The sequence below is a fragment of the Chryseobacterium ginsenosidimutans genome, from assembly GCF_039536845.1.
GTDB lineage: Bacteria > Bacteroidota > Bacteroidia > Flavobacteriales > Weeksellaceae > Chryseobacterium > Chryseobacterium ginsenosidimutans_B.
This window is the reverse complement of record NZ_BAAAZJ010000003.1, coordinates 1,088,786-1,107,049: the sequence shown is the minus strand read 5'-3', so window position 1 is coordinate 1,107,049 and position 18,264 is coordinate 1,088,786. Positions and strand designations below refer to the sequence as shown.

The 18,264-nt window shown below is 33.7% G+C and carries 19 protein-coding genes; 4 read left to right on the top strand and 15 right to left on the bottom strand.

The annotated features are described in order from the left end of the window. Positions 1-5: 5 nt before the first annotated feature. Positions 6-302, top strand: a complete 297-nt coding sequence (locus ABD745_RS05180; protein WP_344826264.1) for a hypothetical protein — start codon at positions 6-8, stop codon at positions 300-302. A 3-nt stretch (positions 303-305) separates the two neighbouring features. On the opposite strand, the gene ABD745_RS05175 is transcribed toward ABD745_RS05180, so the two are convergent. The 5 genes from ABD745_RS05175 to queA all read right to left on the bottom strand — a co-directional run bounded on the left by ABD745_RS05175 (position 306) and on the right by queA (position 5,687). Then, positions 306-1,283: a polyprenyl synthetase family protein gene (locus ABD745_RS05175; RefSeq protein WP_344826261.1), complete on the bottom strand. Its 978-nt coding sequence runs from the start codon at positions 1,281-1,283 to the stop codon at positions 306-308. Between the two features lie 70 nt (positions 1,284-1,353). Next, a complete protein-coding gene (locus tag ABD745_RS05170) occupies positions 1,354-2,232 on the bottom strand; it encodes a hypothetical protein (protein WP_344826258.1) in 879 nt (292 codons plus the stop codon). Positions 2,233-2,510: 278 nt separating this feature from the next. After that, positions 2,511-3,443 carry a sterol desaturase family protein gene (locus ABD745_RS05165; protein ID WP_344826255.1) on the bottom strand — a complete coding sequence of 311 codons (933 nt, stop codon included), beginning with the start codon at positions 3,441-3,443 and terminating at the stop codon, positions 2,511-2,513. 74 nt (positions 3,444-3,517) lie between these two features. Continuing rightward, positions 3,518-4,552 carry a dual-specificity RNA methyltransferase RlmN gene (rlmN, locus tag ABD745_RS05160; protein WP_047400338.1) on the bottom strand — a complete coding sequence of 345 codons (1,035 nt, stop codon included), beginning with the start codon at positions 4,550-4,552 and terminating at the stop codon, positions 3,518-3,520. 85 nt (positions 4,553-4,637) lie between these two features. Beyond that, positions 4,638-5,687: a tRNA preQ1(34) S-adenosylmethionine ribosyltransferase-isomerase QueA gene (queA, locus tag ABD745_RS05155; protein ID WP_344826249.1), complete on the bottom strand. Its 1,050-nt coding sequence runs from the start codon at positions 5,685-5,687 to the stop codon at positions 4,638-4,640. A gap of 201 nt (positions 5,688-5,888) precedes the next feature. Here queA and ABD745_RS05150 point away from each other — a divergent pair, with 201 nt between their 5' ends. Together ABD745_RS05150 and ABD745_RS05145 are read left to right on the top strand one after the other, a co-directional pair. Beyond that, the gene (locus ABD745_RS05150; protein WP_047400341.1) at positions 5,889-6,581 is read left to right on the top strand and encodes an AIM24 family protein; all 693 of its coding nucleotides are present in this window, start codon (positions 5,889-5,891) and stop codon (positions 6,579-6,581) included. Positions 6,582-6,635: 54 nt separating this feature from the next. Continuing rightward, positions 6,636-7,709: a serine hydrolase domain-containing protein gene (locus ABD745_RS05145; RefSeq protein WP_344826245.1), complete on the top strand. Its 1,074-nt coding sequence runs from the start codon at positions 6,636-6,638 to the stop codon at positions 7,707-7,709. 14 nt (positions 7,710-7,723) lie between these two features. Here the strand turns inward: ABD745_RS05145 and ABD745_RS05140 are convergent, their stop codons facing one another. Both ABD745_RS05140 and ABD745_RS05135 read right to left on the bottom strand, forming a co-directional pair. Beyond that, entirely contained in the window at positions 7,724-8,212 is a 489-nt protein-coding gene (locus ABD745_RS05140) for a DNA-deoxyinosine glycosylase (RefSeq protein ID WP_344826242.1), read from the bottom strand. Between the two features lie 127 nt (positions 8,213-8,339). Further along, on the bottom strand, positions 8,340-10,334 hold the full coding sequence (locus tag ABD745_RS05135) for a S9 family peptidase (protein WP_344826239.1): 1,995 nt from the start codon (positions 10,332-10,334) through the stop codon (positions 8,340-8,342). Between the two features lie 156 nt (positions 10,335-10,490). Here ABD745_RS05135 and ABD745_RS05130 point away from each other — a divergent pair, with 156 nt between their 5' ends. Continuing rightward, positions 10,491-11,351: a T9SS type A sorting domain-containing protein gene (locus tag ABD745_RS05130; RefSeq protein ID WP_344826236.1), complete on the top strand. Its 861-nt coding sequence runs from the start codon at positions 10,491-10,493 to the stop codon at positions 11,349-11,351. Positions 11,352-11,418: 67 nt separating this feature from the next. Here the strand turns inward: ABD745_RS05130 and ABD745_RS05125 are convergent, their stop codons facing one another. The 8 genes from ABD745_RS05125 to ABD745_RS05090 all read right to left on the bottom strand — a co-directional run bounded on the left by ABD745_RS05125 (position 11,419) and on the right by ABD745_RS05090 (position 18,200). Beyond that, the gene (locus ABD745_RS05125; RefSeq protein ID WP_344826233.1) at positions 11,419-11,763 is read right to left on the bottom strand and encodes a phage holin family protein; all 345 of its coding nucleotides are present in this window, start codon (positions 11,761-11,763) and stop codon (positions 11,419-11,421) included. Positions 11,764-11,850: 87 nt separating this feature from the next. Beyond that, positions 11,851-12,273 carry a PaaI family thioesterase gene (locus ABD745_RS05120; RefSeq protein ID WP_344826230.1) on the bottom strand — a complete coding sequence of 141 codons (423 nt, stop codon included), beginning with the start codon at positions 12,271-12,273 and terminating at the stop codon, positions 11,851-11,853. A gap of 181 nt (positions 12,274-12,454) precedes the next feature. Beyond that, positions 12,455-14,578 carry a type IA DNA topoisomerase gene (locus tag ABD745_RS05115; protein WP_344826227.1) on the bottom strand — a complete coding sequence of 708 codons (2,124 nt, stop codon included), beginning with the start codon at positions 14,576-14,578 and terminating at the stop codon, positions 12,455-12,457. 314 nt (positions 14,579-14,892) lie between these two features. Next, complete coding sequence (locus ABD745_RS05110) at positions 14,893-15,861, bottom strand: hypothetical protein (protein ID WP_344826224.1); 969 nt, start codon at positions 15,859-15,861, stop codon at positions 14,893-14,895. 39 nt (positions 15,862-15,900) lie between these two features. Further along, positions 15,901-16,452: a DUF6705 family protein gene (locus tag ABD745_RS05105; RefSeq protein ID WP_344826221.1), complete on the bottom strand. Its 552-nt coding sequence runs from the start codon at positions 16,450-16,452 to the stop codon at positions 15,901-15,903. Continuing rightward, positions 16,449-17,003 carry a DUF6705 family protein gene (locus ABD745_RS05100; protein WP_344826218.1) on the bottom strand — a complete coding sequence of 185 codons (555 nt, stop codon included), beginning with the start codon at positions 17,001-17,003 and terminating at the stop codon, positions 16,449-16,451. The genes ABD745_RS05105 and ABD745_RS05100 overlap by 4 nt, the downstream gene beginning before the upstream one ends. A 39-nt stretch (positions 17,004-17,042) precedes the next feature. After that, positions 17,043-17,600 (bottom strand): DUF6705 family protein, encoded by a 558-nt coding sequence (locus tag ABD745_RS05095; protein WP_344826215.1) that lies wholly within the window; start codon positions 17,598-17,600, stop codon positions 17,043-17,045. 39 nt (positions 17,601-17,639) lie between these two features. Continuing rightward, positions 17,640-18,200: a DUF6705 family protein gene (locus ABD745_RS05090; RefSeq protein WP_344826212.1), complete on the bottom strand. Its 561-nt coding sequence runs from the start codon at positions 18,198-18,200 to the stop codon at positions 17,640-17,642. Positions 18,201-18,264 lie beyond the last annotated feature (64 nt).

Genomic DNA, 18,264 nt, shown 5'->3' with positions numbered 1-18,264 from the left:
TGTAAATGATGGAAAAAAAATCAACTCATATTCTAAATGCATCGAGTAATTTACTGGGATTTTCTTTAGTGATTATCACGTCATTAAAGATCTCTAAGATGAGTCAGAGTACACATTTGGATGAGTTTGCAGGAATTGCGTGTCTGTTTTTCACGTTCAGCTGTTTCTTTTCGTTTCTGGCGATAAGATCGAAGCAGGAAAAACGCTCAGACAGGTTTGAGAATATTGCGGATTATTTATTTTTAATCGCTTTATTTTGCATTGTTTTAGCTGTTATTATTGTAACAATGAAAGTTATTTAATTTTTAGAATTTTCTTTCAATTACATAATCCAGCATAATTAATAAAGATTTTTTCGGCTCGGAGTCAGGAAATTCATTTAGAATATCTTTTGCTTTTTGTTGGAAATCCTTCATTACTTTAATTGCATAATCCAAACCTCCTGAACTTTTAACGAAATTAATTAACTCTTTTACACGTTTCTGATCGTTATTATAACGTTTGATTGTGTTAAAATAGTATTTTTTGTCTTTTTCGTTTGCAATTTGTAATGTATGAATCAAAGGCAAGGTCATTTTTTGCTCTTTAATATCAATTCCTACAGGTTTTCCGATCACGTTTGAACTTAAATAATCGAAAAGATCATCTTTAATCTGGAAAGCCATTCCTGTATATGTTCCAAACTTCATCATTTTTTTAGCTAAATTTTCATCTGCATTATTTGATAAAGCTCCGATTTCACAACATGCAGCAATTAATGTAGCAGTTTTCTGACGGATAATTTCATAATAAACATCTTCTGTAATATCCAGTTTCCTAGCTTTTTCCAGTTGAAGAAGCTCACCTTCAGACATTTCTCTGATAGTTCTTGAAATCACTGCAAGCAAATCGTAATCTTTATGATCTGTAGATAATAATACCGCTTTGGACAATAGGAAATCACCTACCAAAACTGCGATTTTATTTTTCCATAAAGCATTAATAGAGAAAAAATTACGACGCTTAAAACTTTCATCCACCACATCATCATGAACCAAAGTTGCTGTGTGAATCAACTCAATCATGGAAGCTCCACGATAGGTTTTTTCGTTAACGTCACCGACTAGTTTTGCACAAAGAAATACAAACATGGGACGCATCTGCTTCCCTTTTGTAGTAACGATAAAACGAGTGACCTTATCTAATAAAGGTACTTTACTCTGCATCGATTCATAAAACTTTTGCTCAAAAAGTTTCATTTCTTCATTGATGGGTCGCTTGATTTCTTCTACAGTGTTTGCCACAATCTACGAATGATGGTAAATAATTATTAATATCACAAAGATAATTTTTTTCAGTCAATTTTAAGAGAAATTAATGTTTGAGTTTACCTTTTGGGATAAAATACAGGCTTTGTTTTGCACCTCCCAACGGAGAATGAAACTTTTCTCCGGAAATATAAACTCCCGTTTCATCAACTGCAATTCCTTCAATCTGTCCGATGGATAAAGCACTTCCAAGGTAATAATGTTCCGGTTTTTCTTTAAAAAACATACCGGATTCAGCTTCATTAAAGATCTCTAAAAACACCTCAGTTTTCTTCGTATAGCCTATTAAATATAGTTTTTTATCAAAATAAGAAGCATCTGTTACTATAAAATTTGTTTTAAAAGACTCTATTTTTTCTGCTTTTTGTTTTTCTGAAATTTCTGGATCAATACTATAATGTGTTGTCGATTTTGCACTCCACTCTTTAGTGAAAATATGAATTTTTCCATTTAAATAAATCATCGCTTCCGCATCAAAATCGGTTGATAAGTTTTTTGGAATAAATTCTGTTTGTTCGGGATATTCAAAGGAAATTATTTTAAGAGAATCGTTTTTCAATGAATTATTTTCAAAAGGAACTTTATAAATCTCTAAGTCTCTCCTCGTTCCGCTATTATTTCCAAAATCTCCGATGTAAAAGTTATTTCCGTCGTTTGTTAAGGCTTCCCAATCTTTATTTTTCCCATTAATTTTTAAAACATTGATAATTTCACCTGACGTTTTATCCAATTCAAAAATTTCGGGCGTATTTCCACTATCGTTAAACGTAAACAGTTTTTCATTCAAAATACTTAATCCTGAAGTTTCCTGAATTTTTTCATTTAAATAACTGATTCTGTATTTTCTTATCTTAGGAAAATCTGTTTGCTGAGAAAATGAAAATGTGAAAGTTAAAGTTGCTAATATTAGGAAAAGCTTTTTCATGAAGTAAAAATAATGCTTTCTTTTTAATTTTTTTAAACACAAATTGCACTAATATTTTGCACAAATAATCACTAATTTATGCTTTTAGTTTGAAGAATTTAAGCGCTATAATTGAAATTCTTCCTTCGTCAGAATGACAAAGCAACGTTTTAATTTAATCCTGTAAGTTTTTAAGTTTTGGCTGAAGCCAAATTGTTATTCTTTAAAAGTGAAAGCGGGCTAAAGCCCGCTCCTATTGATATTAATTTAAAAATTTTGTAAAATTTGTTTTTAAAAAATCAAGCTGATTTTTTCTGCTTCTGTCTTTTCGCCTGTCTTTCTAAATGTTCTTTTTGATATTGCCTTACGGTTTTTCCGGCTCCATCATGTCTCCATCCCGGAGAATTGAAAATATAGTTGATTCTGTCTGAGAATTTTAAATTCGGTTGCTTAATATCCTTCCAGATTTTCCGCCATTCATAGAAAAGAACTGTATCCGGTTTATTATCGGGCATTTTTGGGTAAATTCCATATTTTACAGGGACACTGGGATCTTCTTTTTCGAAAGTTCCGAAAATTTTATCCCAAATAATCAGGCACATTCCCATATTTCTGTCCAGATATTTAATATTACAACCATGATGAACACGGTGATGAGAGGGTGTTACCAGGATATATTCCAGAATCCCCATGCTTTTTACAGTCTGCGTATGAACCCATGTCCCGTAAACCTGTCCTATCGCATAAACAACCATAATATGCCAAGGATTAAAGCCTAAAAAAGCCAACGGAGAAAAATACAAATATCTGTAAAGCGGTTGTAGAACCGGACTTCTGAAACCTGTCGTCAAATTGAAATATTCTGAATTATGATGCGTAATATGAACCGCCCAAAATGCTCTGGAATGATGGTCAACGTAATGTAAAACATAGTAAGCAAAATCCGTAATTACAAAACAGATCAGCCAATACCAAACCGTAAAATCCCAGGAAAAAAGTCTGTGATCATAAAAGAAAAACATCACACCCATTGCAAAAACCTTCATGACAAGATCCAGTCCGAAGTTCATCAAAGCAAGATAAATACTTGTTGCAACGTCTTTTCCGTTATATAATTTAGCCTCTGAAATATGACTGTAAATCATCTCAGCTAAAATAACTGTGGCATGTACAGGAATAGACCAAGCATAGACACTTTCCAACCCGTCTTCACCTATAAAATAATCCATCATTGTACAATAGTTTAGTACAAATGTAAGATTTTAAGAAATTGTTAAGAATTAATTTTGATTTTTTTAAGGAAAATTTAATCTGCATTTTTATTTGCCAACTGACCGCAAGCTGCATCAATATCGCCTCCTCTACTTTTACGGATCATTACGGTAATTCCTGCATTTTCAAGCTGACGAACGTAATTTTCTTCCGCCTGTTTGTTGCATTGGTCGTATTTTCCGTCACCGATTGGGTTATATTGAATTAAATTAACCTTAGAAGGAACCTGTTTACAATATTTAATCAAAGCCTTGATATCTTCATCTCCATCGTTAATACCTTTCCAGACACAATATTCAAAAGTGATGACAGAACCTGTTTTTTTGTACCAATACTGAAGAGATTCCATAATATCCGTTAAAGGAAATTTATCGGAAAACGGCATGATCTCGTTACGTTTTGACTCAATTGCTGAGTGAAGCGATAACGCTAATTTCACACGCAATTCATCATCTGCCAACATTTTGATCATTTTCGGAATTCCTGATGTAGAAACGGTAATTCTTCTCGGAGACATTCCCAAACCTTCCGGCTGGGTGATTTTTCGGATGGCTTCCACGACGTTTTTATAATTCATCATCGGCTCTCCCATTCCCATAAAAACGATGTTGGTAAGCGGTCTGTTGAAGTACATTTTGCTTTGACTGTCAATTAAGGCAACCTGATCTACGATCTCCGCAACTTCAAGATTTCTCATTCTTTTGAGCCTTGCTGTTGCGCAGAATTCGCAGTTTAATGAGCATCCAACCTGGGAAGAAACACAAGCTGTCGTTCTTGTTTCTGTAGGAATTAATACAGATTCCACCAATAAACCGTCATGAAGTTTCACTCCGTTTTTGATGGTTCCGTCTGTACTTTTTTGCAGCTGATCAACAGAAACAGGGTTGATGGTATATTCTTCGGAAATTTTTTCGCGAAGATTTTTCGAAAGATTCGTCATTTCATCAATCGAATGGAGATTTTTACTCCACAACCAATCATAAACCTGTTTCGCACGAAACGGTTTTTCTCCCAAAGACTGAAAATAATCCTGGAGCTGGTCTAGTGATAAAGTACGAATATCTTTCATTTATTTAGTTGATAGTTAATGGTTGATAGTTGTCAGTAAATAGCATCAAAAACCATCAACTGACAACCAACAACTTGCAACTTTATTATAAAATTAACATTGCATCTCCGTAAGAGTAGAATTTGTACTTCTCTTTTACGGCTTCTTCATATGCGTGCATTACGAACTCTCTTCCTGCAAACGCTGCAATCATCATTAATAATGTTGATTTTGGTGTGTGGAAGTTTGTAATCATCGTATTAGCAACTCCGAAATCGTGAGGCGGATAAATGAATTTGTTTGTCCATCCGTGGAATGCAGAGATTTTTTTATTTGAAGAAACAGAAGTTTCCAATGCTCTCATCGTTGTTGTTCCAACAGCACAAACTCTTCTGTGGTGATTAACAGCATTGTTAATGATATCAGCATTTCTTTCGTCGATGGATACTTCTTCTGATTCCATTTTGTGTTTAGAAAGATCTTCAACTTCAATCGGGTTGAAAGTTCCTAAACCAACGTGAAGTGTAATTTCAGCGAAGTTGATTCCCTTGATCTCCAGTCTTTTCATCAAATGCTTAGAGAAGTGAAGACCTGCAGTAGGTGCAGCAACCGCTCCTTCCACTTTAGCATAGATTGTCTGATATCTTTCAGCATCTTCCGGTTCTACGGCTCTTTTGATGTATTTTGGAAGTGGAGTTTCTCCCAATTCTTTCAATTTGGATCTGAATTCTTCATAAGGACCGTCGAATAAGAATCTCAACGTTCTTCCTCTTGAAGTTGTATTGTCGATAACTTCTGCAACCAAAGATTCATCCTCAGTAAAGAATAATTTGTTACCGATTCTTATTTTTCTTGCAGGATCTACCAATACGTCCCAAACTCTGGTTTCTTTATCCAGTTCTCTTAAAAGGAAAACTTCAATTTTAGCACCGGTTTTTTCTTTATTTCCATAAAGACGTGCAGGAAAAACTTTAGTATTGTTAAAGATAAACAAATCTTCCTCATCAAAATAATCAACAACATCTTTGAACAATTTGTGCTCGATGGTTTGTGTCTTTCTGTCCAAAACCATTAATCTCGCTTCGTCTCTATGTTCTGATGGATGTTCTGCTAATAATTCCGCAGGAAGATCAAAATTAAAATCTGATGTTTTCATTTTTTAAATTACGGTTTAAAAATTATTGAAATTACAAGGTGTAATTTTCGGAGTGCAAATATACGACATGAAACGCCCCTTTGTCAAGTATTATTTACATTCATTCAAAATTAATTTTAAATAAAATAAAAAAACCGTGATATTACGGTGATTTTCCAAAACAAAAAAGTGTATTTTGGCGAATTAGAAAAATCATAAACTATGAGTAAATATTCAATCGAAGCTTTTGTAAACGAAACAAAAGAGAATCCACAAGAAAGAGATTATTTCGAACTTGAGAAGCCCCAACTTCTGGAAATCAACCTTAATAACCAATCTGTATGGACGAAAATCGGCAGTATGGTTGGCTACATCGGAAATATAAAATTCGAAAAACAAGGAATGCTTTCCGGTGGATTGGGAAATCTTCTGAAAAAAGCCATTAGTGGTGAAGGTGCAAGATTAATGAAAGCCGAAGGAACAGGAAAACTTTACGTTGCTGACTCAGGGAAAAAAGTTCGTATTCTTCACCTTAACAATGAATCTGTTTGTGTAAATGGAAATGATGTTTTGGCCCATGAACAAAGTATTAAAAATGACATCACCATGTTAAAAAGTGTTGCAGGAATGATGTCTGGAGGATTATTTCAGGTTAAATTATCCGGAACCGGTCACATTGCGATCACAACTCACGGTGATCCTTTAACCTTATTGGTAACTCCCGAAAATCCTGTTTTCACAGATCCAAACGCTACAGTGGCATGGTCTGGAAATTTAAGCCCTGAACTGAAAACTAATGTTTCCTTCAAAAGTTTAATCGGAAGAGGAAGCGGCGAAGAGTTTCAGATGAAATTCTCCGGAAGTGGATGGGTTTTGATTCAGCCTTATGAGGAAGTTTACAGAATTGAAAAATAATTAACTTAAATGTGTAAGTAATTCTTTAAATTTCGCTTTTAAATAATCAGCAACATGAAAAATATTCTTATTGGCGTATTAACTTTGACTTTTACCTTAAGTTATTCTCAAATACAAAAAGTGGAAGAAGTGATTAATTCTTCTGTAAAAAAAGACAATTTCAATGGTGCTGTATTATTAGCTCAAAACGGAAAAACAGAATTACTTACCTATAAAGGTCTTTCCAACAGACATTACAATATCAGTTTTTCCGACAATACTAAGTTTCATATTTTTTCACTTACCAAAACTTTCACGGCAACCCTTATCATGCAATTGTATGAAAGAGGAAAAATAAATCTGGATGCAACAATATCAACTTATTATCCTGAATATAAAGGTGAAGCCGGGCAAAAAGCAACTATCAGAAATCTATTAACTTACAGCAGCGGGAGGGAAAATAAAGATATCAGTACTCCGGAATTCATTCATCAGGCTTATGACAATACGATATGGAATCTGGATGATTTTATAAATACTTATTTATCCGGAAAACTTATTGATAAACCGGGAACAAAGTTTAGTTATAATAATGGTGACTATATTTTGCTAGGTAAAATTATCGAAAAAATTTACAAAAAATCTTTTGAAGAAGTTTTAAAAGAACAAATTTTAGTCCCGCTTAAAATGCAAAACACAGGACTTCTTCATCATAATGACATCATCGAAAATATTGATGACGGATATACCGCAGACAACTCTGATGTTTTTGCTCTTCATACACCTACAAACACGTATATTGATAATTTTTATTCTGCCGGAGCAATGTATTCTACGCCGAAAGATCTGCTGACTTTTGATCAGGCAATTTTCAAAAATATTTTATTGAAAAAATCTACTTTAGATATTATGCTGACTTCCAGTAAAAATCTTGAAGATACTGCATTAGGTTTTTGGGTATATCCTAAAAGTTTTGGAAATATCAATACTTTATTTGTGGAACGTCAGGGAGAAGGATACGGCCACAGCGCTAATTGGGTGCACTTACCAGACAAAAATCTCACCCTTATCATCTTATCAAATACAAAAGATATTAAATATCTGAATAAAATGAGAGAAAAAGTAATTTCAGCATATTATGGGCAATAAAATTGGTTTTTAAATTACAAAAACTCTAAAATACCTTTCCATTCCTCCAATTTCTTTTCAAAGGAAACCGTATGAAGCGGACTTGTTGAAGGTAATAAAAATGCAGGAATTTTATAATTTTTCCCTAAAATCTTTTGTAGATTTTTGTAAGACTTTCCGCCATTGCAAAATATAGCTTTAATATTCGGATATGTTTCTAAAAGCCCTGCAATCTGATTAGCTTCTTCGTTTTTTATTTCAGAATCGAGACTTCCCTTTCTTTCGCAGGAATCGATAACATCCCAAAGCGCAATATTGTGTTTCTTTAAAATATTGATTCTTTCAGCGTAATCTTCTGTAAATTCTTCATTAAACAATTCAAAAATAATCTTCCAGAATTTATTTTGTGGATGCCCGTAATATTGCTGTTTTTCCAAAGATTTTACTCCGGGAATTGAACCTAAGATTATGATTTTAGAATCATTATCAATGATTGGCGGAAAAGAAGAAATTCTGTTTTGCATGATTCAAATATATAAATTTTGGCTAAAGCCGTTTACATTACAAAAAACAAAAAGCGGGCTAAAGCCCGCTCTTATTGATATCTTACAGAATAATTTATTTTAATTATCCGTTCTTAATTTTTAATTTTTAAAGTGTTTCCTTCAACCAATCAAAAAATTCTCTCTGCCAAACCAAACCGTTTTGCGGATGCAGTACCCAGTGATTTTCGTTCGGGAAATAGACTAATTTAGATTTTAAGCCTCTTAATTTCGCTGCCTGGAAAGCTTCCTGACCTTGTTCGTAAGGAACACGGAAATCAATTCCACCCTGAACGATCATGATTGGCTTATTCCATTTGTCAACAAAATTACTTGGATTGAATTCTGTATATGCTTTTGGCTGTGGCTTTTCCCACGGAGAACCCAAATCCCAGTTGGCAAACCAAAGTTCTTCCGTTGTCAGATACCAGGATTTCATATCAAATAATCCGTCATGAGCGATGAAAGTTTTGAATCTGTTTTCGTGAATTCCAGCCAACATAAATACACTGTAACCACCATAACTTGCTCCAACAGCCGCTACTCTATCTCCATCAACATACGGTAAAGTTTTCGCAAAATCTGTTGCTGCCAAATAATCTCTCATTGGCTGTCCTCCCCAATCTCTTGAGATTTCTTCATTCCATTTTGTTCCCCAACCCGGCATTCCGCGACGGTTAGGTGCTACAACGATGTATCCGTTGGCTGCCATTAAAGCAAAGTTCCATCTTACGCTGAAAAACTGTGTTAATGCAGATTGCGGGCCTCCTTGACAATATACTAAAGTCGGATATTTTTTGTTCGGATCAAAGTTTGGTGGATAGTGGAACCACACTCCCATTTCTTTTCCGTCAGAGGTTTTTACCATTTTTAATTCAGATTTTCCTTGCGCTAATTTAGAATACATGTCTTTGTTAGCTTCGGTAACCTGCTTCATTTCTCCGTTTTTAAGATTTACAGAGAAAATATCGGTTGCGTGATTGATGTCTGTTCTTCCCACTAAAAGTGAAGTTTTATTGTCTGTGAAAATTTCATTGACGTCAAAATCACCTTTTGTAATTTGCTGGACTTTAGCATTTTTTGGATCTAAAGAAAATAACTGCTTTGTTCCTCTGAAAGCTGCTGTGAAATAAATTGACTTAGAATCTCCGCTCCAGAAAACATCTCCTGAAACACTTTCATCCCAACCGCTTGTAAGATTTGTTGTTTTTCCTGACTTCCAGTCTAAGATTTTGATGTCATTTTTATCTGCTTCATAGCCATCTCTCGCCATACTTTGCCATGCTAAAGATTTTCCGTCAGGACTGAATTTTGGATTTACATCGTAACCTTTATTTGATTCAGTTAAGTTTTTTGTTGTTCCTGAAGCTAAGTCGTAAGCAAAAATATCGGTATTTGTGCTTGTTGAATATTCTTTACCACTTTTAGGTTTCGTAACATATAAAAGCTGTGCGGAATCAGGACTCCAGATGAAATCTTCCGCTCCACCGAAAGGTCTTTGCGGGGAATCCCACATTTTTCCTTCCAATAAATCTTTTGCAGATTCTACTTTATCAGAAATATTTACTACAAAAACATGATTGTATTTCCCTTCATTGAAGTAATCCCAATGTCTGTGATTCAAATCTGTGTAAATTTGTGCGGTAGTTTTTGGAGTATCGGAAAATTTGTCTTTCCCCATTACTTTTTCCACCAAAACCTGTTTGCTGAAAGCTATTTTTTTACCATCAGGTGAAATGACAACATTGTCTGCTTCACCGATCGTATAAAATTCTGTCCATGTTTTTCCGCTGTCTTTTGAAAGGAAAATTTTATCTCCTTCCTGAGCGTAAATCCCATTTTTATCCCATTGAATAAGGGCTTTTTTACCCAAATCAATTTTGGTGGACTGATTATTAAGAACATTTAAGAAATAGTTCTCATTTTTTGTTTTTTCTGTTTTAAGATCTGTCTGTCCGACCTTATAAATAAGCGAAGACTGATCGGGAGAAACTGCCTGTACTCCTACTTTTTTCAAAGTCCAAAGAATTTCAGGCGTCATTACTTGTTGTGCATTCATTAAGAGCGGAGCTGCCAAAGCCAGCAGACTGTACTTAAGTTTCATATATTGATTCATTTTTTACGACTTTTAGAATTACATCATCTCAAAGTCTTAATTTATTCAAAGATTGCCAAAGTTATGTAAATGTGTTTACATTCAATTAATGAAACCTTTATAATTTTTTATTAATTTTGCTTGTAACCATCAAACTAAATTTCCATGAAAAAAATTTTACTTTCTGCATTAATTTTTACCTCTATTTTGTGTTCTTCGCAAATTAATATGAGTCCTGTGACGCACTACAATGATCCTTATCTTGTGACAGTTTCAGGAAGCGGAACAATTTATTATACAACCGACGGAAGTACGCCGACATTAAGTTCAAGTTCTGCAGCGAACAGCGTACAAATATTAATTGACAGCAATAAAGAAATCAAAGCATTTGTGGTAAACTCCGGAACGACCTCATCTGTTTTCAGCAAAAAATATTATACGGGAGCAATTCCTACTGCAACTATGTATTTCAAAATGCCTTCAAACTGGGCGACAGGAAGCTGTGCAATGATAGAAATGGTAAACCCAAACGCAGTCAATGGATTTGCAATTGACAGTTTGTGGCCAGGATTTCCCATGACTAATACAGGATGCGAAAATTGGTATAAAGTAACCCGAAATTTTGAAAATGGAACTGTAAGTTTCAACAACTGTTCTCCTTTTCCAAGTATTCCTCAGACGATCACTACCAATACAGTTCCTGTAAATGGGGTGATCTATTATGACTTTACAAACGGACCGATCAGCAATCCGCCTTCATGTTTATTTTTAGGGACAAATGAGACTAAAAATAATCCGATTACTTTGGTTAAAATTTATCCTAATCCGGTTTCAGATATTTTAAAAATTAGTTCTGATATTGATTTTAAAGAATACGAAATAGTAGATATAAGCGGAAAAACAATTTCTAAAGACCGGCTTTCATCTAAAGAAATTCCGATCAGTCATTTATCTACAGGAAATTATTTTATAAAATTAAAAGATGAAAACAGGAATACAATTCTTTTAAAATTTATCAAGAAATAAAAAAAATAAAACCGTCAACTAATCATTGACGGTTTTTTATAATTTAATATAAATTTTAGCTTAACATCTAATCCTTATCAGAGAACATTGAGTTCGCAAGCGAAGTAACAATAGAAAGCAAAATGCTGAAGATAAGCGCCCATAGAAAACCATCTACCTGCATACTGTCGATAAAGTAATCTGCTATCAGAATAATTATTGCGTTGATTACCAAAGCAAATAATCCTAAAGTAATGATCGTCAAAGGCAGTCCGAAAAGACTTAGTACAGGCTTCACAATTAAGTTTAAAATACCCAAAACAATTGCGAAAATGATTGCCCCTCCAAATCCTGTAAAGTGTACTCCCGGCAAAATCATTGTTAAAAGATAGGCAACAATTGCTGTCACAAGAAGTCGGATAATTAAGTTCATAGTATTGATTTTTTTAATGTTTACAGGCTTTGGTGTGCAAAACTTATTCCAATTATTTATCAGAATTCATGATAAATAAAAAAGGTGTTATTTTATCTTCATCATTGTAACCAGAGAAGTCGCCACATGACTTTCAGATTTTCCGTTTTCATCGACCGTATAAATTTCTGTTCTGATAACACTGATCTTTGCGCCGCCTTTTATCACATAAGATTTTGAAACCAAAGCATCACCAATTGCTGGTCTTAAATAATTGACCTTCAATTCTACTGTCACAACATAACAATCTTCTGCATAATGGCTTACCGCAGCATACCCTGAAGAAACATCAACTAAGGAAGCGATCATTGCGCCATTGAACATTCCTGCTTTTCTGGTCATTAAATCCATTTTGGGAATTTTCATGGAAATGAAATCGGTGTCTATTTCCAGTAATTCTGCTTTGTAGAATTGTAACGTTTCGGAACGGTTGAAGCTGTCGGTGATGAGTTGCTTTTTTTCTGGCGTCATTGATTATTATTTGGATTGTAAAGATAATGAAAGTAGTTTAGATGTCTCGAGAGCCTTAGCATGACATTCCCAATACCAACTGTTCTTATTAAAGCATATTTTTTAGCATTGTCATGCTGATAAGAGAATATTTGCAGTACTGTCATGCTGAAGCTCTCGAAGCATTTTATCTTAAATTAAATTAGTTCAATAGAATCTGGAAATTTTCATCCAAAGACAAAATACCTTCGGTTAAACTTTCTGGATGTGTAGTGAAACCCTTTAATTTTGAAGTTTTTCCTTTTAAAGCTAAATCCATTAACTGTTTATCCGAAATCTTTTTACCGAAAATTTCAAAAGTCACTTTAAAGCCACAATTTTTAAAATCAGAACAGCCGACAGCGGTTTTTCCTTTCATCAGATTGTGTTCTTTACACTTCGGACATTTGGTTTCTTCCCAGGATTGGAGCTCTTTTTTTATGGCAGGTTCGCGCTTTTTCTTTTCTTTAACCTCTTCTTTTTCTTCATGCAGCGTGAAGACTTTTGCTTTTCCGTAAACGACTTTTTTGGTCAATTCCGTTACCATTTCAATCAATTCTTCCTTAAATTGATTGGCTTCATATTCGCCGCTTTCAATTTTACGGAGTTTTAATTCCCATTCTCCCGTTAATTCCGGACTTTTCAGCAATTCATCTTCAATCGTGTCGATTAATTGAATTCCGGTTTGCGTAGCAATCAGGTTTTTTCTTTTCTTCTCGATATATTTTCGTTTGAAAAGAGTTTCTATAATGTTGGCGCGGGTTGAAGGTCTTCCGATTCCGTTATTTTTCAACATTTCCCGAAGTTCTTCATCATCAACCTGTTTTCCGGCGGTTTCCATTGCTCTCAGAAGTGTCGCTTCCGTATAAGGTTTTGGCGGTGATGTTTTCCCCTGATGAATCATCGGATCGTGTGGCCCGGTTTCTCCAACGGTGAATTCAGGAATCGTCTGCTCTTCTTCCTTCTCTTTTTCTTTGTCCGTGGGTTCTTCCTTAGCATCTTTCGCATAAACAGCTCTCCAACCCGGCTCAAGAACCTGTCTTCCGCTTGTTTTAAAAGGAATGGTTCCCACCTGTCCTTCAACCAACGTATTTGAAATTTTACATTCGGGATAAAACACAGCAATGAAACGTTTTGCAATCAGGTCATAAACCAATTTTTCTTCCCTTGTCAGGTTTTGAGAAGGCGGAATTTCAGTAGGAATAATCGCATGGTGATCGGTCACTTTTGCATCATCAAAAACAGCTTTTGACTTTGGAATCGGTGCTTCCAATAAAGGCGCAACCAGTTCCTGATAGAAATGCATTTTACGAAGAATCCCTTCTATTTTAGGATAAAGACTTTCAGATAGATAAGTTGTATCAACACGAGGATAAGTCACGTGCTTTTTCTCGTAAAGACTTTGAATATACTTCAAAGTACTGTCTGCCGAATAACCGTATTTTTTGTTGGCTTCCACTTGAAGTCCCGTTAAATCAAAAAGTCTTGGATTTTTTTCTTTTCCTTCTTTAATTTCAAAAGAAACGATCTCAAAAGGATTTTGCTTTAAATATTCTAAGCCTTTTTCGGCACGATCTAATGTTTTTAAACGGTCGATCGCAGCATTGAAAATAACGTCACGGTATTTAGTTTTGAGCTCCCAATATTCTTCGGTCGTAAAAGCATCAATCTCTTTCTGACGCTGAACGAGCATTGCTAACGTCGGAGTCTGCACTCTTCCGATGGAAAGAACCGCTTTATTTCCGCCAAACTTTTTCGTGAAAAGTCGAGTCGCGTTGATTCCCAATAACCAGTCTCCTATTGCTCTTGCATTTCCTGCGAGATAGAGATTTTTGTAATCTTCGGCAGGTTTTAATTTTTGAAAACCTTCTTTAATCGCTTCTTCGGTAAGAGACGAAATCCACAGACGCTGAACAGGTTTGTTGCATTTTGCTTTCTGCAGTACCCATCGCTGAATCAGCTCTCCCTCTTGTCCCGCATCCCCGCAATTGATGACCTCATCACATTCTTCGACCAATCTTTCAATGACCTTAAACTGATTTTCAACGCCTTTATTTGGAATTAATTTGATTCCGAAATTCGCCGGAATGATTGGCAGCAAAAACAGATTCCACGATTTGTATTGCGGACCGTAATCGTGAGGTTCTTTAAGAGTGCAAAGATGTCCGAAAGTCCATGTCACACAATAGCCGTTTCCTTCCATATAGCCTTGTTTGGGCATGGTTGCGCCCAATACTTTGGCGATATCTCTGGCAACACTGGGTTTTTCGGCAATACAAAGTTTCATGAATATTCGGAATTATTGAAAGGGTTGCAAAAATCGGGATTTTTTTTGGATTTTGGATGAAGTTGTGGGTAACTAATTAATATTGATGAGTAAAAGTTACAGTTTGATTGTTGGCTTTTAAAGCATTGATCGCTTTATTGAGGAATAAACTGTATGTTTATAGTGGCAAAAATATTCTTTGAGGGAGCAAAAAGTATAATTAAGTTTTTGTAATACCTATCTATTAATAAACCCACCAAAATTTGACGGGCTTTGTTTTATTTTTGGTTTTGTAGAAGAACTCTGAGTTTTATTAAATTTCCATCGAACAGGAGCTATTCTGGCTTTTTCAAATAAAGCTCATTCCAAAGTTTTACTAAATCTTCTGCATATCTTCCCATGATTGGAATTGCTTTTCCATTTTCTATTTTATAATATTTTTCAGGGAATTTGTATTGTTTTAATTGGGCAATTTGCTCTTCAGTTATATTATTTGGTAAATCAAATTCAACCGATTTGTCAAACATTATATTTTCCGGGACAAATTTATCAGGTTTGTAATAATGTTCATCTCCAATTTTTATTGGACTTGCCCATTTTCCGTTTGCTGTTTTGTAAATAGGAAAAAAGAAATCTTTAATTAAATCTCCACAATATTTCCCAATAAAAATTAATACATTTTCATAATTTCTAAAATCATATTCATACAGGCTGTTATGATCATACGCCGTAAAAATTATTGATGAATCGGGATAATGATCGGAAAATTCCTGCTCAATTTTATACTCAGCTTTATATTCACTATCCAACGACAGACCACAGTATTTAGATTGATCTACAGATGTCACATCTATTTTTTTTCCTACAAAAGCATATAGTTTTGACGGGACTTTTTGATCACATTTTTTATACGGAATACAAGGTGCAGGTGCTAAAATTACTTTTATATTATTTTTAATTATATCCGCAACTTTATATTTTTGCGTTGCATATCGTGGTTTATAAAAATATAATGTATCAATAAGTTTTGCAGTTATCGAATAATTTCCATCAGGAAAATCAGGTGAGGTACTGAAATTTTTCACTAGTTCATCATACTTATTCCAGTTTTCACTTTTAAATTTTTTATCTGTAAATGCTTTATCTCTGAACTTTCGTACAGTATCATTAACAGTAATTCCAATAATGTTGTTTATTTTTAAAGAATCTTTAGCAATGCCTCGAACAGTAACTGTTTGAGATTTGTAAAATGGAGCAGTTAAAAATATTAAGATTAGATATGTTTTAAAAAATAACTTATTCATATTTCATCATTTATAGAAGCCTCTTTTCAGAGGCTTGTTTTATTGCTTTGTAAAAATCAGATTATCTGTTTCAGGCAAATAAACTGTTTTATCTGCATTAGCAGGACAATCATCTCCAATAGAAGTACTGTTAGGATTATAATCCCAAGATATTTGAGTAGAATTAAGTTTTTTTAAAGTTACTTTACCCCATCCAACTCCACAATTAGTTCCATAATAATATAATATTACAGAATTTTCAGAAGGACTTGTACCAATACTATATAGCTGATTTGAAGAACTATTTTGAGTATTCTGTAAAATTGATCCACTGATGTTTTTTACGATATATTTTATCACTAAAGCATCACGATAAAATTGCTTGTTAATTCTTTTCTCCAATTTATTTTCTTCTTTTGTGATAAGTAATGTAATCTCATTACCCTCAAAATTCGCCTTATAAGTTCCTATAAATGAATTTAATTCATTGTTTAAATCTTTTATATGTGCATTGTTAGGAATATCATCTAACGCTGTATTCATTGGCAATATTTGCTGTGATTTACAAGAAACCACAGCAAATATTATTAAAAACAAAACACTTTTCATCATTGTTTCGTGAAAATTAGATTATCTGTTTCAGGCAAATAAACTGTTTTGTCTGCATTAGCAGGACAATCATCTCCCACGGAAGTACTGTTAGGATTGTAATCCCAGGATATTTGGGTAGAATTAAGTTTTTTTAAAGTTACTTTGCCCCATCCAACTCCGCAATTAGTACCAGTATAATATAATATTACAGAATTTTCATATGGTCTCGTATTTATACTATATAATTTGTTAGTTTGAATAGTTTGGTTTTGCGTGTCTTGTAAAGTTACACCTAAACTATTTTTAACAATATATTTTATAATTAATGCATCCATATAATATGTTTTTCCTGTACTTTTCTCTAATTTATTTTCTTGTTTTGTAATATAGAATGTTATTTCATTTCCTTCAAAATTTGCTTTATAAATTCCTACATATGGATCTAATTCATGATTTAAATCTTTTAAATAAGCTCCTTGTGGGACATTTTCGAAAAAAGTATTTAATGGATATTGTTGTCCTTTGCAAGAAAAAGACAACAGTATAATTGATAATAAAAATATATTTTTCATAAGTGTGTTTGGTTAAAAAGCCTCCGAAGAGGCTTATCATTACTGCTTTGTAAATACCAAATCTGGTGTCTTAGGTAGATAAATTGTAGTATCAGCTCCATTGGGACAGTTGAGATTTGTTAGAATTACACCTTCTGGTTGATATCTCCATTTTACATGTGTTGCATCTACTAATTTCAAATCAACATCTCCCCAACCATATTGACAATCGCCTCCTGAATAGATAAATGAAATCACTTGATTTGGAAAAATTGCAATGCTTTCAATATTAGAATTTTGTACAGTTAAGTTCATTGTACTTTTTATTATTGTTCCTTGAGAACTTTTTATACTATATCGAATAAATAATACATCTTTGTAATAAATATTTGTTCCCAATTTCGTGTAATGATGATCAACTTTATCCACTTTAATGGTTATTTCTTTGTTGTCAAATGTAGCTTTCCAAGTTCCAATAAAAGGTAGCAGTTCATTATTGATATCTTTCAAATAAGAGTAATTAGATACCGTTTCATAATCAGTGTCTAATGAGTAAGTTTGTTGTGCCTTACAAGAAAAAGATAACAGTATGATTGATAATAAAAATATATTTTTCATAATTGTGCAAGCTAAAAAAGCCTCCGAAGAGGCTTATCATTACTGTTTGGTAAATACTAAGTTAGGTGTCTTAGGAAGATAAATAGTAGTATCAGCTTCATTAGGACAGTTTTTATTGGTTAGAATTACACCTTCCGGTTGATAATTCCACTTGATATGTGTTGCATCCACAAATGTCAAATCAACATCTCCCCAACCATATCTACAATCACCGCCCTGATATACAAAAGATATAAGATTTTGATTGGGAAAAGTAACATCACTTTTAATTTTCGCTTCTGTTATGGGTAAGTTCATTGTACTTTTTATTATTGCTCCTTGAGCGTTTTTTATACTATAACGAATAAATAATACATCCCTGTAAAAAACCTGTGTTCCTGATTTTATATAGTGATAATCAACCTTATCAACTTTAATGGTAATTTCTTTATTGTCGAATGTGGCTTTCCACATTCCAACAAAAGGCATTAATTCATTATTAGTATCTTTCAAATAAGCATTATTTGGAATCGTTAAAAAATTTGTGTTTAGAGGATAAATCTGTTGTGCTTTGCAAGAGAAAGACAATAGTATAATTGATAATAAAAATATATTTTTCATAATTGTGCAAGCTAAAAAAGCCTCCGAAGAGGCTTATCATTACTGTTTGGTAAATACTAAGTTA